We start from the raw sequence: 24,052 nt of genomic DNA, 5'->3' as shown, positions 1-24,052 counted from the left end.
ACTAATAAAGATTTTTTATTTTCGCTTAACCTTAAATAAACAACATTGAAAAAAATAGTAGTACTTATTTTTTGTATTTCACACATTGCTTTTTCACAAACGGCACGAAAATATTCTAATGAATTTTTAAATATTGGTGTAGATGCAGCTGCATTTGGTATGGCAAAAGCTGTAGTTGCAACTAGTAACGATGTAAATTCTGGATATTGGAATCCTGCTGGATTAACACAAGTTGAAGACTACCAAGCATCACTTATGCATGCCAATTATTTTGAAGGAATTGCTGGTTATGATTATGCTGGTTTTGCAATGCCTCTAGACGATAGAAGTGCTATTGGTGTATCTATAATTAGATTTGGAGTTGATGATATTTTAGATACAACAGAATTGATTGATGCAGATGGTAATATTGATTATAACAGAATTAATTTATTTTCAACTGCAGATTATGCCTTAAACTTTGCTTATGCTCGCAAATTACCTGTACAAGGTTTAAATGTAGGTTTAAACACTAAAATTGTTCGAAGAATTATTGGAGATTTTGCAACTTCTTGGGGATTTGGTTTAGATGTTGCAGTTCAATTTGAAAGAAACGATTGGAAATTTGGGGTAATGTTACGCGATATAACTACCACTTTTAACTCTTGGAGTTTTGATGAAGATGAATTCAATAAAATAAAAGATGCCATTCCTGGAGAAAACCAAGATTTACCGGAATCTACTGAATTAACTTTACCTAAAGCTCAATTAGGAATTGCCCGAAAGTTTGAAATAAATAGAGATTTTGGACTTTTAGCTGAAGTGGATTTAAATATGCGTTTTACAGAAACAAACGATATTATTTCAACCGATTTTGTAAGTATTGATCCTGCATTAGGTTTACAAGCCGATTATATTGATACGGTATTTTTACGTTTAGGTGTTGGAAATATTCAAAATGAATTACAATATGATGGATCTGAAGAAGTTTCTTTTCAACCAAATTTTGGTGTTGGTTTTAAATATAGAGGAATTCAAATAGATTATGCATTAACTAATATTGGAAATGTTGGTAGCGCATTATATTCTAATATTTTCTCTGTAAAAGTTGATTTTGATTATTTCAGATAAATGAGTGTTAAAAAACTACTTTTTGGCTTTTTTCTTTTAAGTTTTATACCAATTTTTGGACAGTTTAAACTTTCTAATAAAGCTACGGTTAGTGTAATTACTTGTGGCCCTTATAATGAGTTGTATAGTACTTTTGGCCATAGTGCTTTTAGAATTCACGATCCAATTAATGGTGTAGATTGGGTTTATAATTACGGTACTTTTGATTTTGACGCTCCTAACTTCTATCTAAATTTTGCAAAAGGGAAACTAACATATCAACTTTCTAAAGACAATTTTAATAGATTTATTTATGTTTACAATTACCAAAAACGTTGGGTAAAATCACAAGTTTTAAATTTAAATGCTAACGAAACTCTAGCAGTTTTCAATTATTTAGAAAACAATGCTAAACCAGAAAATAAAAATTATAAATACGATTTCTTTTACAACAATTGCGCTACAAAAATTGAAGATGTTGTTAAGGATGTTTTACAAAATAACGTTGAATTTCCAAATAACCATATTACTACCACAAAATCTCACAGAGATTTAATTGAAGATTACACAAAGAATCAGAAATGGGGAAAATTTGGAATTGATTTAGCTTTAGGTTCTGTAATTGATGATACTGCAACACCTGATGAATACAAGTTTTTACCCGATTATATTTATCTAGCTTTTGAAAATGCTACTATTTTAAGAAATGGCAAAAAAATTCCTTTAGTTAAAAAAAATATTGAATTATTAAATCATCCTATTAAAAATTCTTCAAACTTTCCACCTATAGGAGTTACTTTGATAATTGCTTTACTGGTAATTTGGATTACTAGAAAAGATTCTAAAAAAGGAAAACGAAGAAAATGGCTAGATTTTAGTTTGTATTTTATTACAGGACTTACTGGTGTTGTAATTCTATTACTTTGGTTTGCTACAGATCATACTGCAACTTATAAAAACTTTAATTTTTTATGGGCTTTTGCACCTAATATAGTAGTGGCATTTTACCTTTTAAAAAGTAAAATTCCAAAATGGATTGTTGGTTATAACCTACTATTAATAGTGCTTATAATTTTAACTTTAATTTTATGGCTATTTAAAGTTCAAGTTTTTAACTGGGCTATTGTTCCAATATTAGCGTTACTTAATAACCATTATGCTCACCTTAATAAAATAATTAGATTAAATAAAGCTCTGTAAAGCCAGCTCGTAACTTTGCAATCCAAAACCAGCAATTACACCTTTAGCAACAGGTGCTATATAGGAAACTTGACGAAATTCTTCACGCGAATGCACATTAGAAATATGCACTTCAATAACAGGAGTTGTAATTCCTTTAATTGCATCACCAATAGCTACTGAAGTATGCGTATATGCACCAGCATTTAAAATTACACCTTCAAATTCAAAACCAACTTCATGTAATTTATTAATTATTTCTCCCTCTACATTACTTTGAAAATAATGCAACTCGATGTCTACATACTTTTTAACTAATTGTTGGTAATATTCTTCAAAAGTTTTACTACCATAAATTTCAGGTTCTCGCTTACCTAATAAGTTTAGGTTTGGACCGTTAAGTATTAATATTTTCATAAAGTAAATGTATTAATTTTTTAGGCATAAAAAAAGAGGAAATATAGTTCCTTTTATCTGTACTTTAATTAAATAAATACCCAACAGAAAACAAAAATACCGAGTTTTTAATTTCAAAATCATATTCACCATTATCTTCAGCAATCTCATCAATCTGTGGCATAACGTTATAATGTGTTGCGTCATCAATATTATACAACCCTACATTATACCTTGCTCCAAAGCTAATTTTTTTACTAATAGTATAGGAAACTCCAAAATTTAACCCAAAATCAATAGATTTTAAATCATTTTTAGAATCGTATTCTTCATTTGTAGGTTCTCCTCCATAATTAAATGTATAATCATCTTTAGCTGAAAGAAGAAAACCAATTTGTGGCCCTACTTCTACTGCAAAATTATTCACAACATAATATTTTATTATTAAAGGAACATTCAAATAATTATATTTAAATTTTACCTTATTAGAATATGCTTCTCCAGAGTAATCACTTTTTGCGCCTTGCATAGAATACAATAATTCTGGTTGGAATATAAGTTTTTCAGAAATAAGTATTTCTGCAAATACACCAAAATTTAAACCTAGCCTTGAATCAGCACCTTCTAAATCTCCACTTAAATTTGCGATATTTAAACCCGTTTTTACACCAAATTGAGTTTGTGAATTTACATTTATAGCCGTAAGTACTGTAATAGCTATAATTAAAATTAATTTTTTCATTATTTTTTTAAAATCTATAACCTAAACCAATATTCAAAAAGTTTAATTTTGAATCTATTTGATTAGTTTTATAATAATCGTTTAATTGTAAGGTGTATTTAGCTTCAACAAAAACCTTTTCAGAAATATCAAAAGAAGCTCCTGCTCCAACACCAATATTAACCTTTCTAACTTCATCAATTGTTTTCTCTAAAGTGTACGTTAATTGAGGACCAGCTATTATACTAAATTTAGTATCTAGTTTAAATTTTACAAAAACTGGAATTTGCAATAAGCTTTGATCATCTAAATTAGTATATAATAATTGAGGTGTTAGATAAACTTTATCAGAAAATGGTATTTCAGCTGATATTCCTGCATAAAAACCACCTTCAGATTCTTTTATTGTAACATTTTCCCCATCAGCAAAACTAGTATCTACATCATCAACTAATACTATACCATCAAATTTAATCTTACCAGCACCACTAACGTAACCTGCTTGAAAAGAAAATTTTGCTTCTTGTGAGATACCAATTGAAATACATCCTAGAACTAGAAGTATAAATAAATATTTTTTCATAATAATTTTTTGTTTTAGAAATTAAAAATACACTTTTATAATTAAACAACACTATAATTAAAGTTTACTCTACTATAAAATTAAATAGTGCATTATATAGTAATCAATACTACCTATGGTTAAAAAAATAAATTTAAATAATTGAAACAATTATATATTTGAAATAGTAAAATTAAAACAATGTTTATTCAATAACACATACATATCCCTATATTTACACAATGAAATGGAACAACGCTTTACAAGATTATAAATACTATTTAAAGTTAGAAAAAGGGCTTTCTGAAAATTCTATTGATGCGTATTCTAGAGATGTAAAAAAACTAATTTCGTATTTAGAAGAAAATGAAATTTCAATTTCTCCAATTTTAATACAACTTGAAGACCTTCAACAATTTATATATGCTATAGCTTCCAATTTAAATACACGTTCACAAGCTAGATTGGTTTCTGGCTTGCGTAATTTTTTTGATTATTTAGTTTTTGAAGATTATAGAAAAGAAAACCCAACCGATTTAATTGAAACTCCAAAAATTGGAAGAAAACTTCCGGATACACTTTCATTAGAAGAAATTGATTTATTAATAAACGCTATTGATTTAAGTAAACCTCAAGGTGAACGCAATAGAACTATTTTAGAAACCTTATACAGTTGTGGTTTACGTGTTTCGGAATTAATAAACTTACAACTTTCTGATTTATTTTTTGAAGAAGGTTTTATTAGAGTTATTGGTAAAGGAAATAAGCAACGTTTTGTTCCTATTAACCACCAAACTCAAAAATATATTGGCCTTTATGTAAATGATATACGCTCACATATAAATGTTCAAAAAGGATTTGAAGACACGGTATTTTTAAACAGAAGAGGAAAAAAACTAACTCGAGTAATGATATTTACTATTGTTAAAAATTTAGCAATTAAAATAGATTTAAACAAAAAAATTAGCCCACACACATTTAGACATTCATTTGCTACACACTTATTAGAACGTGGCGCAGATTTAAGAGCAATACAGCAAATGCTTGGTCACGAAAGCATTACTACTACCGAAATATACATGCATTTAGACAAAAGCTTTTTAAAAGAAGTTGTAAATACGTTTCATCCTAGAAAATAAAAAAAACGGTAGTAAATACTTAAGTACTTACTACCGTTTTTATTTAATTAATTCTAGATAAGTTTATTTTTTATACAAAGGATCAGCACCAATTGTACCTTTCAAACTCTCTAAATATTCATTAGAATTTACTTCTTCTAGTTGTAATTTAGCTTTGGTTAATTTATTTACTAAATCTAATTCAACTACTATATCTGTGTTATTTGAATTTGAAATAAAATTCTCTAAATATGAAATTTGTTTTTCATAAAATTGAATATCTTTTTGTTGTTTTAATTTTAAACGATCTTTATACCAATCGCTATTTAAAATAGCTTCTCTATCAAAATAAGCTCTTAATTCAGGATGGCTAATATCTTTACCTTCATAATGTCCATAAGCCATAATATGAAGTAATATTTTTAATGGAGGAATTGCTGCTTCCACACTTCCATCTTCAAAATAACGAATACCTACTTTTTGCTGTGCTTCCACAATATTATTAATTCCGTCCACAAAATCTTCTAAACCTTGTAACTCTGGTTTTAGCATTTTTTCGTTAAAAACAGCATTAGGCTCATCAAATAATCTATTTAAACAACGTAATGAAAATTTACTTGTAATTCTATAGCCTAAACGGCTCGCTAAAACTTTTTCACCTTTATATTCAAAATCTTCTAATTTTTCTAAAGAACCATTTGCTATTAAAGCTTTTGGATCTCTATCTTCAGCTTCTAAACGTGCCCAAATTTCTGGAATTAATAAACTAATATCATGATCAACTTTGTTATCTCCACCAACATAACCTGCTGCTGTACTAAAAGCATTAGACTCTGTTAATATGTGTGATAATAATGCGTTATTTAAATCTGTTGTTGGTGTTAGCATATTAAAAGGCCCTTTTGTTAAAGCTCCTTCAGAACCTGCTCCTGTAGTTGATGGTGATTTACCTGTTAAACTACAAACAAAGTCCATAAATAACTCTGGAGTTTCTTGATAATGAATTGGGTTGTATACCGCCAACGGTCTAATTCCTGCTTTTCTTTCTGCTGGATTATTTCTTCTTCCTGGTAAAACCGCATTAACAATATTAATTACTGGATCTTCAGATTTAATTTTTCTATATAAACGAACTCCAATATCTCCCAAGTAGCTATCTTCAGTTTCGTTAATAAAAATATTACGTTCTAAATAACGTGGATTTTTAGTTGGTTCTCCATCAACTATTCTTGTATGTGATGGTAAAGAGAAATATTCTTCTTCATTTGGACTGTTAACAATACTAATAATTAAGTCTTTTACCGGTTGAGTGTATTTATCAAAATTAATAGTGTCTTCGTAAATTTCAATAGCATCTTTTTTAGTTAAAAGCTCATAATTTGTTAAGAAAACATTGTTTGAAACCAAATCACGTTCAGCTCCTTCATCATAACCTCTTACAATTGCTTCATCTGGTCTTTGAAATAAATGACTTTCACAATTGGCTACAACTTTTAAACTTTTGTTTGTAAATCCTGGATTTAAACTTTTAAACTGAATTCTAGGTAAAGTTATTGAAGCAGAAATATCATCTTCTAATTGAATTTTTTGACTAGCTGAAAAATCTGATCTTAATTTATTCAACATCCATCGTCCTTCTTGGTTAAATCCAATACGCACATAACTACCAACAACATCTGTATTAAAATATTTTAGACCTGTACCTTTTTGACCGTTTACTATTTCAACAGACATGCAATCTTTCCAATTTAAATCACCGTGATCTTGACGATATAAACGTTTTACAAACAATACCAAAGATCGAATATGCACAGGAATTTCCTTAACAAACTGGTTAAATTCATCTGAATTTTTTTCTGAAGGTGTTAATAGCTTCACTGCTGAACCTAGCGTTCTTCCTTTATCTAAAAATGATCTTGATGGAGGTAAACTAGCATCGTAATTTTTCCATCTTTTTGAATAATCAAATTCAATTATTTCATCTGCTTTTTTGAAATCTTCATCAATATCAATAATATTGAATGCACTATACGTAATTGCATTTAACATTGATTTTGATATTTCAGATTTTCCACCACCAGAAACAGTACAAGGTTTATGACAAAAAATACCTTCTGGTGACGTATTTACAATTCTCCATAAAGAAATAGCTTTATGTTTTTCTAATTTAAACTTATTTCCTGTTGGATGAATATATGTTTTATAAGGTGATAATATTAATTTTTGTTCCTTATTATTATAGGTCCAAGTAATACTGTTAATATTTGTATTAATATAAGCATCTTCTGGTATGTAAATTAAATTTGGATACTTTTTATCAATAGCATAATTTTCAGGTTTTATTTCAATTCTATCTCCTAATAATGTTTTAACATCATTAAAAGTAAAACGATTTCCATATTTTGCAGAAAATGCAGCACCATCAACAATATCACCCATTACACCTCTTGGAAATGCAATTGCACCACCTGAATGTTCTTCTTCAACTAAACCAAATAAATTTGCTGAATAACTAATTTGTGTTTTAATTTCTTTTTTTGAATATCCAAAATAATTATCAGCAATTAAAGTAACAACTACTCCTCTATCATCTCTACAAGTAATTTTAAATGCACCACCATTATTATAAAGTTCATCTTCATTTTTCCAGCACATTCCATCATTTCTTTGTCTTTCAGTAGCATTATCCCAATGTGGTAAACCAACATCTTTTTTCTTCAATGTTTTTAATTGCGGTGCTAAAATAATACAACCTGTATGTCCTGTCCAATGTTCTGGATCTAAAGCAGCATCATTATGCGCTAAATTTGGATCACCTGCATTTCCAAAAATAGATTCAACAAAGTCCAAATTACTTACCAAACTTCCAGGAGCAAAAAAACGAACTTCCATTGTTTTTTTAGGTATAACACCTTTAACTTCTGGACATACCATTGGACGCATTAATAATGAAACCATTACTTTAGCTTTGTCTTTTTGATTAGCTGTAAATGGTAACGTTTTTAATTCGTCTGATGGATTTAATGCTGCATTTAGAAAGTGAGCAAAAACAATTTTAGGTACCTCAAACTTATCTAATGGTACAGGTAAATCTCCTTCAACTATATGAAAAGTACCTTTAGTTGTTCTTTTATCGTGAATTGGATTGTTAAGTATTCCTTGTTTTATTCTATGCGAAGTAATATTTTCACTCACAAAAGAATTTCCATTTGGTGGTAAACTAATTTCTCTTGCATGACCTTTTTGATTTAAAACTAAAGTATCATTTGGAATATTATATTCTTTATTACATTCAACTTCTTTTAAATAGTCATTTAAATAATCTTGAATTCTTGAATCCGCTGGTGATAGATATTTTGAAAGTAATCTAGATTTCTCTCTAAAGCCTTTAGTAAAGGATTCTGTTAATTTTTGAAGTTTAGGGTTACAAAACTTCTCCACATCATTTTCATTATCTTGAAAAATTGGTTGCCCTAAAGAGGCCAACTGAAGATTAACATATTGTACTATATCTTTCCTACTTTGACTAGCTTCACTTTTACTTGTTCCCATTTCTATATTTTATGATTGATTTTATTGTTACAGTTGTGCAATCGATTGATCAAATATATTAAAAAATAATTGAAATTGGTTAACCAATTTCAATTATTTTAAAATTTCACAAAAAAAAGCTCTCAATTTTTTGAGAGCTTTAAATACAATATTATGTTTTAATACTTTTATTTAGCAATATTTACTGCGCGAGTTTCTCTAATAACAGTAACTCTAACTTGACCTGGGTAAGTCATATCATTTTGAATTTTTTGCGAAATACTAAAAGAAAGTTCTGCCGCTTTAGCGTCATTCACTTTTTCACTTTCAACAATTACACGTAATTCTCTACCAGCTTGTATTGCATATGCTTTTTGAACTCCTGTAAATCCAAAAGCTATATCTTCTAAATCTTTAAGACGTTGAATGTACGAATCTAATACTTGGCGTCTTGCTCCTGGTCTTGCTCCAGAAATAGCATCACAAACTTGTACTATTGGTGCAATTAAGCATTTCATTTCTACTTCGTCATGGTGAGCTCCAATAGCATTACATACATCTTTGTTTTCGTTATACTTTTCAGCCCATTGCATACCTAATAGTGCATGTGGTAACTCGCTTTCAGTTTCTGGTACTTTACCAATATCGTGTAATAAACCGGCACGTTTCGCTAATTTTGCATTTAACCCTAATTCAGCTGCCATTAAACCACATAGGTTAGCAACTTCACGTGAGTGTTGTAACAAATTTTGTCCGTATGACGATCTATATTTCATACGGCCAATAGTTTTAATTAACTCTGGATGCAATCCATGAATTCCTAATTCTATTACAGTACGTTTACCTATTTCATTAATTTCTTGTTGAATTTGCTTTTCAGTTTTTGCAACTATTTCTTCAATTCTTGCTGGATGAATTCTACCATCAGTAACTAATTTGTGTAATGATAGTCTGGCAATTTCTCTTCTTACAGGATCAAAACATGATAAAATAATAGCTTCTGGAGTATCATCAACTATAATTTCAACACCTGTAGCAGCCTCTAAAGCTCTAATATTTCTACCTTCTCTACCAATTATTCTACCTTTTACATCGTCACTTTCAATATTGAATACAGAAACACAGTTTTCAACTGTTTGTTCAACACCTACACGTTGAATTGTGTTTAGTATAATTTTTTTAGCTTCTTGTGCGGCTGTTAATTTAGATTCTTCTATAGTTTCTTGTATAAAGCCCATTGCATCACTTTTGGCTTCATCTTTTAATGATGTAACTAACTCTTTTTTAGCATCTTCAGCAGATAATCCAGAAATAACTTCTAATTGTTCTACTTGTCTACGGTGAAGTTTATCTAATTCATCCGATTTTCTTTCAACATAGTCTAATTTCTTTATAAAATCGTTGTTTTTTAATTCAACTTCTTTATTTAATTTTTTGTTTTTATCTAATTCTTGAGATACTTGAGACTCTTTATCACGAATTCTTTTCTCTGCATCAGCTATTTTTTTATCACGAGCAATTATTACTTTTTCATGTTCAGATTTTAATTCTATAAACTTTTCTTTTGCTTGTAAAATTTTATCTTTTTTAATAGCTTCAGATTCAATTTTTGCTTCTTTAATCATTGCTGAAGCTTCCTTTCTTGTGTTTTTTAAAACTTTTGAAGCCTTCGACTTTTCTAATGATTTTGCAATAATATAACCTATTGCTAATCCTATTCCTATACCAATTAATATTGGTATTCCATATTCTATCATAACTTTGGTTTTATATAAAAAAAACCTACACTAGTTTGGTTTTATGTAAACTCCATAAAAACAAGTTTAGAGCTAACAAACTGGTCGAGGATCCGCGCTAGACGGCTTGCTCTAATAGTTTAGACTCACTCTTTTTAAAAATGTGACGTTGAGTTTAACAAACGATAACTAATGTAGGCAGTGTTATTAATTAATTTATTTATAAGAACGTTATTCTAAATGATTTTTTAACAACTCATTCAGAATATTTAATTTTTTTTCGACTTCAATAATTTCTTCATTTTTATTTATGGCATTTACTTCAACTAACGATGCAAATTGTAAAGCACACATGGCTAATACATCTTGTTTATCGCTAACTGCATAATTCTTTTCAAATTTTGTAACCAAATCATTTATTTTATTTGCAGCTTTACGCATCCCTTCTTCTTCATTTTCATTTCTAACAACTACTGGATACACTCTTCCTGCTATGGTTACTCTAATTTTTAGTGGTTCAGCCATTTTTAAGAACTTATTCGCTTAATTGATTTATACAAACATCAATTTCACGTATTAAAGCATTTATTTTGAGTTTTGTTTCTCTACTATCTTTTTTACTGCCTTCTATAGTTTTTGCTATTTTTAAAGTTTGATACTTTTTTTCAAGCTCTTTATAATGCAAAATTTCTTTAGCTTTTTCTTGTTCTAAAATTGCTACTTTTTTTAGAAGAAAATCATTTTCTTCTTTTAAAAAACTATAATTATCTATAAGATTTTTAAGTTTTTCTTCTACTAAATTAACAACTTGTGTTATAGAACTCATTATGCTAAATACTAACTATGTTTTACAAAGTTAACATTAGTAAGTCAATATTACAACTGTTTTAGTTAATTTGGTATTTTTATTGCATAAAGTATTTTGTATTTAGCTTATTATAGTGCTATTACAGAAGATTAATTTTATTATTTTAGCCTAAAAATTAGAAGTGAAGAACATTTTTTATTTAATATTATTTATTGCAAATCTAACCTTTAGCCAAGGAGATGCATCATTGGGTAAGGATTACCCTACTAATTATTTTAGAAACCCAATGGATATTCCAATGTATTTATCTGGAACCTTTGGTGAATTAAGAGGAAATCATTTTCATGCTGGTTTAGATATAAAAACTGAACAACGTGAAGGTTTAAAGGTTTATACAGCTGCTGCTGGTTATGTTTCTCGTATCAAAATTTCTACTTGGGGTTACGGAAAAGCAATTTACATAACGCATCCTAATGGTTATACAACTGTATATGCACATTTAAAAAAGTTTAATAAACGTATTGAAGATTATATTAAAAAACAGCAATACAAAAAAGAAAGTTTTGAAATTCAACTATTTCCATCTGCTTCTACTTTGCCAATTTCTAAAGATGAAATGATTGCTTATTCAGGAAGCACTGGTGGTTTTGTAGGTCCACACTTACATTTTGAAATTAGAGATACTAAAACTGAAAAACCAATAAACCCAATGTTATTTGGTATAACAGTTAACGATTCTAAAAAACCAAGAATTAACACTTTAATAGGTTACACCTTAAGTGATAATTCACATATTAATAAAATAGGAAATAAACATCAAATTTCGTTGTATAAATCTAAAAATGGTGATTTAGTTTCAAAAAAAATTAATGCTTTTGGAGCCATTAGTTTTGGAATTAATGCATACGATCAATTGGATGGTGCCTACAATAAAAACGGATTGTACAGCCTAAAAATGTTAGTAAATGGTAAAAAGGTGCATGAATTTATTGCTGAATCTTTTTCGTTTTACGAAACTAGATACATTAACTTACTTATTGATTATGAACGTTATTCAACATTAAACCAACGTATTCAAAAATGCTTTATTGAACCTTTAAATAAATTGAGTATGTATAATTCAAACTCAAAAGGTATTATTAATATTAAAGACAGTTTAACTTATAATGTTGAAATTGTTGCCAAAGATTTTAAAGGTAATATACAAAAAGTGAAAATTCCAATAGTTGGAAAAAAAGATGTTACTATTGTAAAAAAAGAAGAAAAAACTACACCCTATAAAATTAATTATAAAGAGTATAAAAAAATAACTAAAAATGGAGTAACCGTAACTTTTCCTAGTTATTCCTTTTTTCAAGATTTTTATTTAGATTTTAAGGTTGAAGATTCTATTGCTTATATTCATAAACCTATTTATCCTTTGCATAAAAGATTTACAGTTTCATTCAATGTTTCAAAATATTCTGAAGTAGAAAAAAAGAAAATGTACATCGCCTATTTTAATTCAAAAAATAAAGCAAGTTTTGAACCTACCACTAAAGAAGGTAACATTTTTTATACCTCTACACGTAGTTTAGGAAAATACGGATTACTTTCAGACACTAAAAAACCAACAGTTATTCCTTCTAATTTTAAAAACGAACAATGGTTAACTAATTTTAAAACCCTTAAAGTAAAAATTGCTGATTACGAATCCGGTATAAAATCATACAGAGGTGAAATTGATGGTAAATGGATTTTAATGGAATACAATGTAAAATTAGGTTTACTAACCTATAATTTAAGTGATCGAAAATTTGAAACAGCAAAGCATAATTTAAAAGTTGTAGTAACAGATAATGTTGGAAATACAACTACTATAAACCGAACTTTTTACCGAAAAAAATAAATCAACTTGAAAACACTTTTTAAACTCCTATTTATATTAGTAACATGTTCTATTTCTGCTCAACAAGCTCAAATAAGAGGAATTGTTAAAGATTCAGATAACAAACCAATTCCTGGTGTTGCTATAAAATATGCAAATACCAAAGGAACAACTTCAAATTTTAAAGGTGAATTTAAGTTAACAATTCCTTCAGAAACAGAAATAAATTTAGAATTTAGTCATGTTTCCTATAAAACTATAAAAAAAATAATTTCACCAGCTCCAAAAAATAAAACCATTAGAGTTTACCCTATTTTAGAATTAAAAGTGGAACAAATAAAAGAAGTTGTTATTAAAAACAATAAAAATGCTGTTGAAGGAACTATTACAGTAAACCCAACAGATATTACTAAAATTCCAGGCGCAAATCAAGGTGTTGAAAATATTTTAATGACCTTGGCCGGAGTTAATAACAACAACGAGTTGAGTACACAATACAATGTTAGAGGTGGAAATTTTGATGAGAATTTGGTATATGTAAATGGCATTGAAGTATACAGACCTTTTTTAATTAGATCTGGACAACAAGAAGGTTTAAGCTTTGTAAATGGTGCTATGGTTCAAAATGTAAAGTTTTCGGCAGGTGGATTTCAGGCAAAATATGGCGATAAACTTTCATCGGTTTTAGATATTACCTATCGTACTCCAAAAGAATTTGCAGCAAGTGCCAATGCTAGTTTATTAGGCGGAAGTATTACTGTTGAAGGAACTATGTTAAACAATAAATTAAGTGCTATTGTTGGAGCAAGATATAGAGATAATAGTTTATTTATTAATAGTAAAGATACAGATACCAATGCTGAACCAAATTTTACAGATGTTCAAACATTTTTATCTTATTTGGTAAATGACAAACTTAAAATAGATTTTTTAGGAAATTTTTCATTGAATAATTATAAGTACACTCCAAAAACTAGACGAACTACTTTTGGAACTATAGCAGATCCGTTAGAATTAATTGTCTATTATCAAGGTCAAGAAAAAGATCAATTTCAAACACTTTTTGGAGCTTTTAAAGGAAGTTATATTGTAAACGAAAAGTTAAATTTAAACTTAACAACTTCGGCTTACCATACTATGGAAGAGGAATATTACGATATTTTAGCAAGTTATAATTTAGGTGAAGTAAATAACGATTTTGGTTCTGACGATTTTGGTGAAGTTGAATTTTCTGAAGGAATTGGCTCTCAATTAAATCATGCACGTAACGATTTAGATGCGTTAATAACAAATATTGAACTAAAAGGAACATATAAAGTAAAAGAACATCAAATAGATTTTGGTGTTAAATATCAATATGAAGATTTTAAAGATCGTTTAAAAGAATGGGAAGTTATTGATTCTGTTGGATTTAGCGTTAGACCTCCAAATTTTGTATCTAATCTACAACCTTACCAACCTTTTTCAGGTGAAATAGAACCATATCAAAGTGTAAATGCACAAAACAATGTAACTATAGATAGATTGGTTTGGTTTGCACAATACAGCAAAAACACATATTGGGACAATGCTAAAGTGTGGTATAATTTAGGTGTTCGCTCACATAATTGGAATGTGAACGCTAATAATTTAGATGCTGTTAATCAAATAATTTATTCAGTTCGTGGGCAATTCGCCATAAAACCAGATTGGGATAAGGATATGTTATTTAGAATTGCTGGTGGAATGTATGCACAACCTCCTTTTTATAAAGAATTAAGAAATTATGAAGGAACTGTTGTTCCATCTGTTGATGCACAAAAATCGCTACAAGTTGTTTTAGGAAACGAATATAGTTTTGAACTTTGGGACAGACCTTTTAAATTAATCTCCGAAGCGTATTACAAAAATTTAACTGATGTAAATACATATACTGTAGATAATGTAAAAGTTAGATATGCTGCAAATAACAATGCAACAGCTTATGCAGCTGGAGTAGATTTAAGATTAAATGGTGAATTTGTTCCTGGTACACAAAGCTGGGTTAGTTTAGGATTTTTAAAAACTGAAGAAAATATTAACAATCAAGGCTATATTTCTAGACCAACAGATCAACGTGTTAAATTCGCTATGTTATTTCAAGACTACGTACCAAGTATTCCAAATATTAAAATGTACTTAAATTTAGTATACAATTCTGGAATTCCTGGAGGTTCACCTTCTTATTCTGATCCTTACGATTATCAAAATAAATTAAATTCTTACAAACGTGCCGATCTTGGAATTTCGTATGTGTTTTTAGATGAACAAAACCCTTCAAATAAAAAATGGCTTACTAATTTTAAAGAGTTTTCAATTGGTTTTGAAATTTTTAATATGTTCGATGTAAACAACTCAATTACAAATACCTGGGTTAGAGATTCTTATTCAAAAAAATTCTATGGAATCCCAAATTATATGACTAGTAGAGTTTTAAATGTAAAGTTAGATGTAAAATTTTAGATTTTAGTTTTATACCACTAAAATCAAATTGAAGTTGTTATACCTGCGTAGACACTATATTAACTATAATCTAATAAAAAAAGTATCAGTTCTATTTATTAATTTTTATAAACTTAATTTAGATTCCTATTACCATAAGAATCAGATTCAGTTAATTTTACATAACTCGTAATACTGAACTTGGTTTAGCATCTCATCACAATAATAATTTTTATAATAAGCCAACCTTTCGGAGCAGGTTTAATTTATTAATATACAACTCGAAATAGATTTCTGCCTACGCAGGGATAAGACCATAAAAAATAGTGATCTAATCTTAAATTTTACAGTTCTCCAAAAATCTGTGCAGCATGTAATTTTGTTTTCACTTTTGAAAATACTTCTTCAATAATTCCATTCTCATCAATAACAAATGTAGTTCTATGAATTCCGTCATATTCACGTCCCATAAACTTTTTTGGACCCCAAACCCCAAATGCATTTATTACGGTTTTATCTTCATCAGCCAATAATGGAAAAGGTAATTCATTTTTATTAATAAAGTTTTGCTGACGCTTTGCCGAATCGGCACTTACACCTAAAACATCATATCCTTTGGCTAAAAACGCTTTATAATTGTCTCGTAAATTACAAGCTTCCATAGTACAACCTGGTGTACTTGCCTTTGGATAAAAGAAAACTACTAATTTTTTTCCTGAATAATCTTCTAGTTTTATTGTGTTTCCTTGGTTATCTAATGCTTCAAAATTTGGTGCTTTATCTCCTGCCTTTAATGTTGTCATAATTTGTATTTTAGCTTTTTGTAAATATACATAAAATGACAAAACAAGAAAAAGTTCAATTTGTTATTGACACACTAGAAAAATTATATCCGAAAACACCAATTCCATTAGATCATAAAGATCCGTATACGCTATTAATAGCAGTATTAATGTCTGCACAAAGTACTGATGCTAGAGTTAACACCATTACTCCTATTCTTTTTGCAAAAGCAGATAATCCGTACGATATGGTTAAATTAACTGTTGAAGAAATTAAAGAAATTATAAAACCTGTTGGTTTATCTCCAATGAAATCAAAGGGAATTCACGGCTTATCAGAAATATTAATTGAAAAATATAATGGAGAAGTTCCAAAAACATACGAAGCTTTAGAAGCGTTACCTGCTGTTGGTCATAAAACAGCTGCCGTTGTTATGAGCCAGGCATTTGGAATACCTGCTTTTCCTGTAGATACACATATCCATAGATTAATGTACCGATGGAATTTAACTAATGGAAAAAATGTAGTGCAAACTGAAAAAGATGCTAAACGGTTATTTCCTGAAGAGTTATGGAATAAACTACATTTACAAATTATTTACTACGGAAGAGAATATTCACCTGCAAGAGCTTGGGATATTGAAAAAGATATTATAACCAAAACAATTGGAAGAAAATCAGTTTTAAAAAGTCTTTAATAAAATAAAAAACCCATCTTGGTTAAAGATGGGCTAAAGAACATTAATTCAAATGCAATTCAATGTATTTGTTTTTGTTGGTTTTTACTATCCTCAATTGTTTTGAATAGTTAAGCAAATATTGAATTGTTTCTTGTTTAGGTTGCTCCTTTGACAGAGACTTTTTAGAGTAGAGTTTCATCATAATAAATTGGTTAACTTTATTATAGAACGAAACAATTCTCTATTTAGTATTAGTTCACTAAAATAATATTATGTTTTTCTATTAATTTTCTTAAATTGATTAAAGCGTAACGCATTCTTCCCAATGCTGTATTAATACTTACACCTGTGTTTTCAGCAATTTCTTTAAAGCTCATATCCTTATACATACGCATTATTAATACTTCCTTTTGATCTTCTGGAAGCTCAACAATTAATCCTTTAACATCATCTAAAATTTGCATTTTAATAATTTCACTTTCAGCATTTAAGTTATCGTCACTTATTACTGAAAAAATATCAAATTCATCTGTATTTTTAAATGTAGGAATTCGTTTATTACGTCTAAAATGATCGATAATTAAATTATGAGCAATACGCATTACCCAAGGTAAAAACTTACCTTCTTCATTATATTTACCTTTTTTTAAGGTATTAATTACTTTAATAAACGTATCCTGAAAAATATCTTCAGCTATTTCTCTATCCAAAACTTTAGATAACACAAAACTAAAAATACGCTGTTGATGTCTATTAATTAAAACCTCTAAAGATTTTTCTTGTCCGTTAATGTAGTTGCTGACTAAAACGCCATCCGATACTAATGTACTTCTTCTCATAACTCTAAATATTTATAACTCTAAGGGTTATATTTAGTCTATATTAAATTTGATAAAAAGTAATGTTTAGTATAAGCGCTTTATTTTTTTAATTAGTATGCGTCAAATATGAGGTTTTATTTCGAAAATTACAAGTTTTTACACATTAAATAACTGTAAGTCAATAAATTTTAACACTAAATTATATTTCTTTTAATATAGATATTACTTTTTTTAGATTTTGTAGTTATCTTTGCAATTATCCTATTTTTAACTACTCAATGACTCAAAATATTGCCAATTTAGATCCCAAACAAAATATACTTATTAAAGGTGCTAAACTTCATAATTTAAAAAATATTGATGTAGCAATTCCTAGAAATAAACTTGTAGTTATAACTGGTTTATCGGGTTCTGGAAAATCGAGTTTGGCTTTTGACACTTTATTTGCTGAAGGACAAAGACGTTATGTAGAAAGTTTATCTTCTTACGCACGTCAATTTTTAGGGCGTTTAAACAAACCAAAAGTTGATTATATAAAAGGAATTGCTCCTGCAATTGCTATTGAGCAAAAAGTTAACTCTACAAATCCACGTTCAACGGTTGGTACATCAACTGAAGTATATGATTATTTAAAACTTTTATATGCTAGAATTGGTAGAACCTACTCTCCTATTTCTAATAACGAAATTAAAAAACATACAGTTACTGATGTTCTAAATTATGTGAAAAATTTAGATGAAAAATCTAAATTATTATTACTTGCACCAGTACATATTCCAAAAGAACGAAGTGTTTTACAAACATTAAAAATTCTTGCTCAACAAGGTTATTCTAGAATTAAATATAAAGGTGATGTTGTTAGAATTGAAGAAGTTACTGAAGAAGTTGAACACAACTTTTATTTAGTAATAGATAGAATTGTAGTAAAAACTGATGAAGATTTCTATAATAGATTAGGTGATGCTATACAAACAGCTTTTTTTGAAGGAAAAGGAGAATGCATTATTGAAGAATTAGCGACTAACAAACAAACATTATTTAACAACCGATTTGAATTGGATGGACAAACTTTTTTAGAACCAAACACACATTTGTTTAGTTTTAACAATCCTTATGGAGCGTGTCCAAAATGTGAAGGTTACGGTAATGTAATTGGTATTGATGAAGATTTAGTAATTCCAAACACTTCACTTTCTATATTAGAAGATTGTATTTTACCTTGGAAATCAGATTCCTTCAAAAAATATAAAAGAGAATTAATTAATTTTGCTGCCGATTATGGAATTTCTATCCATAAACCATGGTTTGAACTATCAGAAGAAGCAAAACAACATATTTGGAATGGAACAAAATCATTTGAAGGTATTCATCACTTCTTTCAATATTTAGAAGAAAAAAGCTATAAAATTCAATACAGAGTAATGCTTTCTAGATATAGAGGTAAAACTAAATGTACTGAATGTAACGGAAAAAGACTTCGAAAAGAAGCTAGTTATGTTAAAATAAATGGAAAAAGTATTGATCAATTAGTAGATTTACCTTTAAACGAATTGGCTGACTTTTTTAAGAATATTACTTTCAATAAATACGAAGAAAAAATTGCCAAACGTTTATTGGTTGAAATAAACAATAGATTACAATTTTTAAATAATGTTGGTTTAAGTTATTTAACCCTAAATAGAACTTCAAACACTCTTTCTGGTGGTGAAAGTCAACGTATTAACTTGGCAACATCTTTAGGTAGTAGTTTGGTTGGCTCTATGTATATTTTAGACGAACCAAGTATTGGATTGCATCCAAAAGATACAGAACGTTTAATTAATGTTTTAAAAGATTTACGCGATTTAGGAAACACTGTAATTGTTGTAGAACATGATGAAGACATTATGAAAGCAGCCGATGTAATTATTGATATTGGACCAGAAGCAGGCACATTTGGTGGTGAAGTTGTTGCTGAAGGAACTTTTAATGAAATTTTAAAAAGCAATTCGTTAACAGCTAAATATTTAAACAACGAATTAGCTATCGAACTCCCTAAAAAACGTAGAAAATACAACAATTGCATTGTAGTTAAAGGAGCTCGTGAACACAATTTAAAAAATGTTGATGTTACTTTTCCTTTAAATACTTTAACTGTTGTTACTGGAGTTTCAGGAAGTGGAAAAAGTACCTTGGTTAGTAAAATTTTATATCCTGCTGTTCAAAAGAAAATTGGTGGTTATGGTGAAAAAGTAGGTCAGTTTACCGAAATACTAGGAGATTATGATAAAATTGAACATATTGAGTTTATCAATCAAAATCCTATTGGACGTTCAAGTAGATCAAATCCTGTTACTTATGTAAAAGCTTATGACGATATAAGAGCCTTATTCGCTTCAGAAAAATTATCTCAAATTAGAAATTATAAGCCTAAACATTTTTCTTTCAATGTTGAAGGTGGACGATGTGAAAAATGTAAAGGTGATGGTGAAGTAACCATTGAAATGCAATTTATGGCCGATGTTCATTTAGAATGTGATGCTTGTAAAGGAAAACGTTTTAAAAAAGAAGTATTGGAAGTTAAGTTTCAAGATAAATCTATTAACGATGTGTTGAATTTAACAATCGATGAAGCTATTTCATTTTTTAATGAACATAAAGAGTTTAAGATTATAAAAAAATTGAAACCTTTACAAGATGTTGGTTTAGGTTATGTAACATTAGGACAATCATCTTCTACCCTTTCTGGTGGTGAAGCACAACGTATTAAGTTAGCTTCGTTCTTGGTAAAAGGAACTCGTCAAAGTAAATCACTATTTATTTTTGATGAACCTACAACTGGTTTACATTTTCATGATATTAATAAATTGCTAAAATCATTCAACGCTTTAATTGACAATGGGCATTCTATTATTGTAATTGAGCACAATATAGATTTAATTAAATGTGCAGATTATATTATTGATTTAGGTTTAGAAGGTGGAAAAAATGGTGGAAATCTTGTTTTTCAAGGACTTCCAGAAGACTTAATTAAAAATAAAGAATCGTATACTGCTGAATATTTAGCTGAAAAATTATAATGATTTAAGCTTTATAATAACGAGAGTAAAACATCATTGCGAACGAAACGCAGTGAAGTGAAGCAATCTCACCAAATAAATGTGCAGATTACTTCGTCGCTATTGCTCCTCGTAATGACGTTATTATTACATAAAAAAAGTCATACTTCAATAAATTCAGTATGACTTTTTATATATGTTTTTATTTTACGAAAAACTACCTTGAATAATTTGGAGCTTCTTTGGTAATTGTTACATCATGAGGATGACTTTCTCTAATACCTGAAGACGTAATTTTTACAAATTTAGCATCTTTTTGAGCTTCAATACTATCAGAACCACAATAGCCCATTCCGGCTTTTAATCCTCCAATAAACTGATGCATTGTTTCAAATAATTCACCTTTGTAAGGTACACGTCCAACAATTCCTTCAGGAACTAATTTTTTAATATCATCTTCAACATCTTGAAAATAACGATCTTTTGAACCTTTTTTCATAGCTTCAACAGAACCCATTCCTCTGTATGATTTAAACTTTCTTCCTTCAAAAATAATAGTTTCACCAGGCGATTCTTTTGTACCTGCTAATAATGAACCTAGCATTACACTATCTGCTCCAGCAGCAATAGCTTTAGGAATATCGCCAGTGTATCTAACACCTCCATCTGCAATAACTGGCACTCCAGTTCCTTTTATTGCATTTGAAACCTCTAAAATAGCTGATAATTGAGGAAAACCTACACCTGCAACTACACGAGTTGTACAAATAGAACCTGGACCAATACCAACTTTTACAGCATCTGCACCAGCTTCAACTAAATATTTAGCAGCAGCACCAGTTGCAATATTACCTACAACAATATCTGTAGTTGGATACTCTTTTTTAATTTCTTTTAACGTTGTTACCACTCCTTTTGTGTGTCCGTGAGCAGTATCAATAATTAAAGCATCAACACCTTCGTTAATTAAAGCGGTTGCTCTTTCCAATGCATCACCAGTAACACCAATAGCAGCAGCTACACGTAAACGTCCATACTCATCTTTATTTGCGTTTGGATTTTCTCTAACTTTTATAATATCTCTAAAAGTAATAAGTCCAAATAATGTATTATCATCATCAACAACTGGTAATTTTTCAATTTTATGATCTTGTAAAATAATTTCGGCTTGTTTTAGAGAAGTTCCAACGGGAACTGTTACTAAATTTTTTGAAGTCATAACTTCAGAAATTACACGTGTAAGGTCTTTTTCAAAACGCAAATCACGATTGGTAACAATACCTATTAGTTTTTTTTGATTATCAACTACAGGAATACCACCAATACCATATTCACGCATTAAATTAAGTGCATCTAAAACCGTTTTTTCTTTGGTAATAATAACAGGTTTTATAATCATTCCAGATTCGGAACGTTTCACTTTTTTGACTTCATCTGCTTGTTGCTCGATGGTCATGTTTTTATGCAAAACACCTATTCCGCCTTCACGAGCCATAGCAATTGCCATATTCGCTTCTGTTACCGTATCCATGGCTGCCGAAACAATAGGAACGTTTAATGTAATGTTACGTGTAAATTTACTTTTTGTACTTACTTGGTAAGGTAAAACTTCTGAATATGCCGGTATAAGTAGTACGTCGTCGTAGGTTAAACCTTCTCCTACAAATTTTGATGAGTCTGAAATCATAGTGCAATCAACTTAAAAATTAATTGCAGGCAAATTTACAGTATTTATCTTAAATACCTATTTTTTAGCTATAAGTTTTGTAAATATATAATTATTGCTTTTCTAATATCAAAAGCTTTATCAGTTTTCTTATTTTTATATACTTTAATAACTTCTTTATTTTCAGGTTTCAAAAACGGAATATCAAATCCTTTTAATAAATAATCGCTAAATGCAACGGTATAAATTTTAGCATCTTCAATCTCTTTATTTTGAACTAACCATATCTTTTTCTCTTTATTATAAGAAGCGTTATATCTCTGTAAGTAAGCTCCTTTACCAGCTTTTAGCCTTCCGTAATTTAATACTTTTTTTAAAAGACTACCTTTTAAATCAACTTTTAAAACTTCACCTCCATAAGGCAAAACTCTAAAAAAGTCAACACCTGTAATATCACCTTGTAATTGATCATCAATTCTAATAGAGCCTCCATTCACCAAAGCACAATCAATTTCAGTATCAAAACTATGTGACATCGCTTCAGCAATTAAAACACCTAAGTTAGTTTGAGTACTTCTAATTGGTGTATCTCTCCCATCTAAAGGTTCTACTGCTTTAAAAATTACAGCATCAGGATTTGGAAGTATTTCTTTAATTTTTGAATCTAATAAAACATTCCATTGTTGAACAATTCTATCTACATTTTTATCAATACCTGTTTCTTTAGTTATTGGAGCTAATTCAGAATTTATAACTGTTTCATTGGTTTTAGTATTGAAAGATATTCTATGTACATATACAGTTTTAGCATTAGCATCAGCCTTTGTTATTTTAGCATTACCAACTGGTACCGACATATTTACGTGCTCGTGACCTCCCATAATTAATGGAACATTAGGTAGCATTTTTGAAACTAATTTATCTTGTTCTATAGACAAATGTGTTAATCCAAAAATTACATCTGTTTTTGGTTCTAAAGTATTGTATGCAAATTTTGCAGATTCATAAAAATCTTCATATTGTACATACTCTTTAGGGTTTGAAGGTAAACAAGCGCTAAAAAAACCTATGTTAATTTCTTTACCGTATTCATTCTTCACATTAAATGTTACCGTTTTTGGCAATACTGTTTTTACCCCATTTTTTTCAATAGCAAAACGAGCAACACTATCTTTCAATTGATGATTTGTATTGGTTGCAATCCATTGAAAATTAGATTCATTCAACCTTTTTTGAAACTCATCTTCTTTTAAGTCAAACTCATGATTTCCAATGGCTACCAAATCAAAATTCATAGCATTCATTACTTCAACCATTTGTTTTCCTTTTATTCTTTCACCTTTGTATTTTAAAGTTCCTAACAATGAAGGATACAAAAAATCCCCAGCCAACATCATAAATGTGTTTGGGTTTTCTTTTAATAAATCTTGATGTAACTTTTCAACACGAGACATTCCTCCTACTTTTCCTCCTTCTAAAGGAGCAATTTCGTAGACATCATTCAATTGTAAAAAAGTGAAATTTACAGTGTTTTTTTCTTCTGAATTACAAGATATTAGCAAACAGAAAATTACGAATAGTAAACTTATTCTCTTCAT

General features: G+C 28.9%; 18 protein-coding genes and 1 other RNA gene. 7 read left to right on the top strand and 12 right to left on the bottom strand.

The window, feature by feature from the left end:
- Positions 1 to 45 precede the first annotated feature (45 nt).
- Both R3X25_RS09350 and R3X25_RS09345 read left to right on the top strand, forming a co-directional pair.
- Positions 46 to 1,110, top strand: a complete 1,065-nt coding sequence (locus R3X25_RS09350; protein ID WP_411556574.1) for a PorV/PorQ family protein — start codon at positions 46 to 48, stop codon at positions 1,108 to 1,110.
- Positions 1,111 to 2,289 (top strand): DUF4105 domain-containing protein, encoded by a 1,179-nt coding sequence (locus R3X25_RS09345; RefSeq protein WP_317674147.1) that lies wholly within the window; start codon positions 1,111 to 1,113, stop codon positions 2,287 to 2,289. It abuts the gene before it with no gap.
- On the opposite strand, the gene aroQ is transcribed toward R3X25_RS09345, so the two are convergent.
- The 3 genes from aroQ to R3X25_RS09330 all read right to left on the bottom strand — a co-directional run bounded on the left by aroQ (position 2,272) and on the right by R3X25_RS09330 (position 3,968).
- Positions 2,272 to 2,685: a type II 3-dehydroquinate dehydratase gene (gene aroQ / locus R3X25_RS09340; protein WP_317674145.1), complete on the bottom strand. Its 414-nt coding sequence runs from the start codon at positions 2,683 to 2,685 to the stop codon at positions 2,272 to 2,274. The genes R3X25_RS09345 and aroQ overlap by 18 nt on opposite strands.
- A gap of 64 nt (positions 2,686 to 2,749) precedes the next feature.
- A complete protein-coding gene (locus R3X25_RS09335; protein WP_317674143.1) occupies positions 2,750 to 3,406 on the bottom strand; it encodes a porin family protein in 657 nt (218 codons plus the stop codon).
- A 7-nt stretch (positions 3,407 to 3,413) separates the two neighbouring features.
- The gene (locus tag R3X25_RS09330) at positions 3,414 to 3,968 is read right to left on the bottom strand and encodes an outer membrane beta-barrel protein (protein ID WP_317674141.1); all 555 of its coding nucleotides are present in this window, start codon (positions 3,966 to 3,968) and stop codon (positions 3,414 to 3,416) included.
- Positions 3,969 to 4,189: 221 nt separating this feature from the next.
- On the opposite strand from R3X25_RS09330, the gene xerD reads away from it, so the two are divergent.
- Positions 4,190 to 5,086: a site-specific tyrosine recombinase XerD gene (gene xerD, locus R3X25_RS09325; protein ID WP_317674139.1), complete on the top strand. Its 897-nt coding sequence runs from the start codon at positions 4,190 to 4,192 to the stop codon at positions 5,084 to 5,086.
- 63 nt (positions 5,087 to 5,149) lie between these two features.
- Here the strand turns inward: xerD and R3X25_RS09320 are convergent, their stop codons facing one another.
- The 5 genes from R3X25_RS09320 to R3X25_RS09300 form a co-directional block, all read right to left on the bottom strand.
- Positions 5,150 to 8,617, bottom strand: a complete 3,468-nt coding sequence (locus tag R3X25_RS09320; RefSeq protein WP_317674137.1) for a hypothetical protein — start codon at positions 8,615 to 8,617, stop codon at positions 5,150 to 5,152.
- Positions 8,618 to 8,784: 167 nt separating this feature from the next.
- Positions 8,785 to 10,353 carry a ribonuclease Y gene (gene rny / locus R3X25_RS09315; RefSeq protein ID WP_317674135.1) on the bottom strand — a complete coding sequence of 523 codons (1,569 nt, stop codon included), beginning with the start codon at positions 10,351 to 10,353 and terminating at the stop codon, positions 8,785 to 8,787.
- 47 nt (positions 10,354 to 10,400) lie between these two features.
- A non-coding RNA gene (ssrS, locus tag R3X25_RS09310) (6S RNA) lies at positions 10,401 to 10,507 on the bottom strand.
- Positions 10,508 to 10,563: 56 nt separating this feature from the next.
- Positions 10,564 to 10,857, bottom strand: coding sequence for a cell division protein ZapA (locus tag R3X25_RS09305; RefSeq protein WP_317674133.1), 294 nt, complete (start codon positions 10,855 to 10,857; stop codon positions 10,564 to 10,566).
- Positions 10,858 to 10,867: 10 nt separating this feature from the next.
- On the bottom strand, positions 10,868 to 11,158 hold the full coding sequence (locus R3X25_RS09300; protein ID WP_317674131.1) for a hypothetical protein: 291 nt from the start codon (positions 11,156 to 11,158) through the stop codon (positions 10,868 to 10,870).
- A 163-nt stretch (positions 11,159 to 11,321) separates the two neighbouring features.
- Between R3X25_RS09300 and R3X25_RS09295 the strand changes: the two genes are divergently transcribed.
- A complete protein-coding gene (locus tag R3X25_RS09295) occupies positions 11,322 to 13,028 on the top strand; it encodes a M23 family metallopeptidase (RefSeq protein WP_317674129.1) in 1,707 nt (568 codons plus the stop codon).
- A 6-nt stretch (positions 13,029 to 13,034) separates the two neighbouring features.
- Positions 13,035 to 15,488, top strand: a complete 2,454-nt coding sequence (locus tag R3X25_RS09290; RefSeq protein ID WP_317674127.1) for a carboxypeptidase-like regulatory domain-containing protein — start codon at positions 13,035 to 13,037, stop codon at positions 15,486 to 15,488.
- A gap of 323 nt (positions 15,489 to 15,811) precedes the next feature.
- Here the strand turns inward: R3X25_RS09290 and bcp are convergent, their stop codons facing one another.
- Positions 15,812 to 16,270: a thioredoxin-dependent thiol peroxidase gene (gene bcp, locus R3X25_RS09285; protein WP_317674125.1), complete on the bottom strand. Its 459-nt coding sequence runs from the start codon at positions 16,268 to 16,270 to the stop codon at positions 15,812 to 15,814.
- Positions 16,271 to 16,305: 35 nt separating this feature from the next.
- On the opposite strand from bcp, the gene R3X25_RS09280 reads away from it, so the two are divergent.
- The gene (locus R3X25_RS09280; RefSeq protein WP_317674123.1) at positions 16,306 to 16,947 is read left to right on the top strand and encodes an endonuclease III; all 642 of its coding nucleotides are present in this window, start codon (positions 16,306 to 16,308) and stop codon (positions 16,945 to 16,947) included.
- A gap of 233 nt (positions 16,948 to 17,180) precedes the next feature.
- Here R3X25_RS09280 and R3X25_RS09275 read toward each other — a convergent pair whose 3' ends face one another.
- Positions 17,181 to 17,768, bottom strand: coding sequence for an RNA polymerase sigma factor (locus tag R3X25_RS09275; protein WP_317674121.1), 588 nt, complete (start codon positions 17,766 to 17,768; stop codon positions 17,181 to 17,183).
- A gap of 260 nt (positions 17,769 to 18,028) precedes the next feature.
- On the opposite strand from R3X25_RS09275, the gene uvrA reads away from it, so the two are divergent.
- The gene (gene uvrA, locus R3X25_RS09270; RefSeq protein WP_317674119.1) at positions 18,029 to 20,809 is read left to right on the top strand and encodes an excinuclease ABC subunit UvrA; all 2,781 of its coding nucleotides are present in this window, start codon (positions 18,029 to 18,031) and stop codon (positions 20,807 to 20,809) included.
- Between the two features lie 196 nt (positions 20,810 to 21,005).
- On the opposite strand, the gene guaB is transcribed toward uvrA, so the two are convergent.
- A complete protein-coding gene (gene guaB, locus R3X25_RS09265; RefSeq protein ID WP_317674117.1) occupies positions 21,006 to 22,475 on the bottom strand; it encodes an IMP dehydrogenase in 1,470 nt (489 codons plus the stop codon).
- Positions 22,476 to 22,543: 68 nt separating this feature from the next.
- Positions 22,544 to 24,052, bottom strand: a complete 1,509-nt coding sequence (locus R3X25_RS09260) for a bifunctional metallophosphatase/5'-nucleotidase (RefSeq protein ID WP_317674115.1) — start codon at positions 24,050 to 24,052, stop codon at positions 22,544 to 22,546.

The organism is Lutibacter sp. TH_r2 (assembly GCF_033101135.1).
Classification (GTDB): Bacteria; Bacteroidota; Bacteroidia; order Flavobacteriales; family Flavobacteriaceae; genus Lutibacter.
Note: the sequence above shows the minus strand (reverse complement) of the source record. Positions and strands in the feature narration are given on the sequence as shown.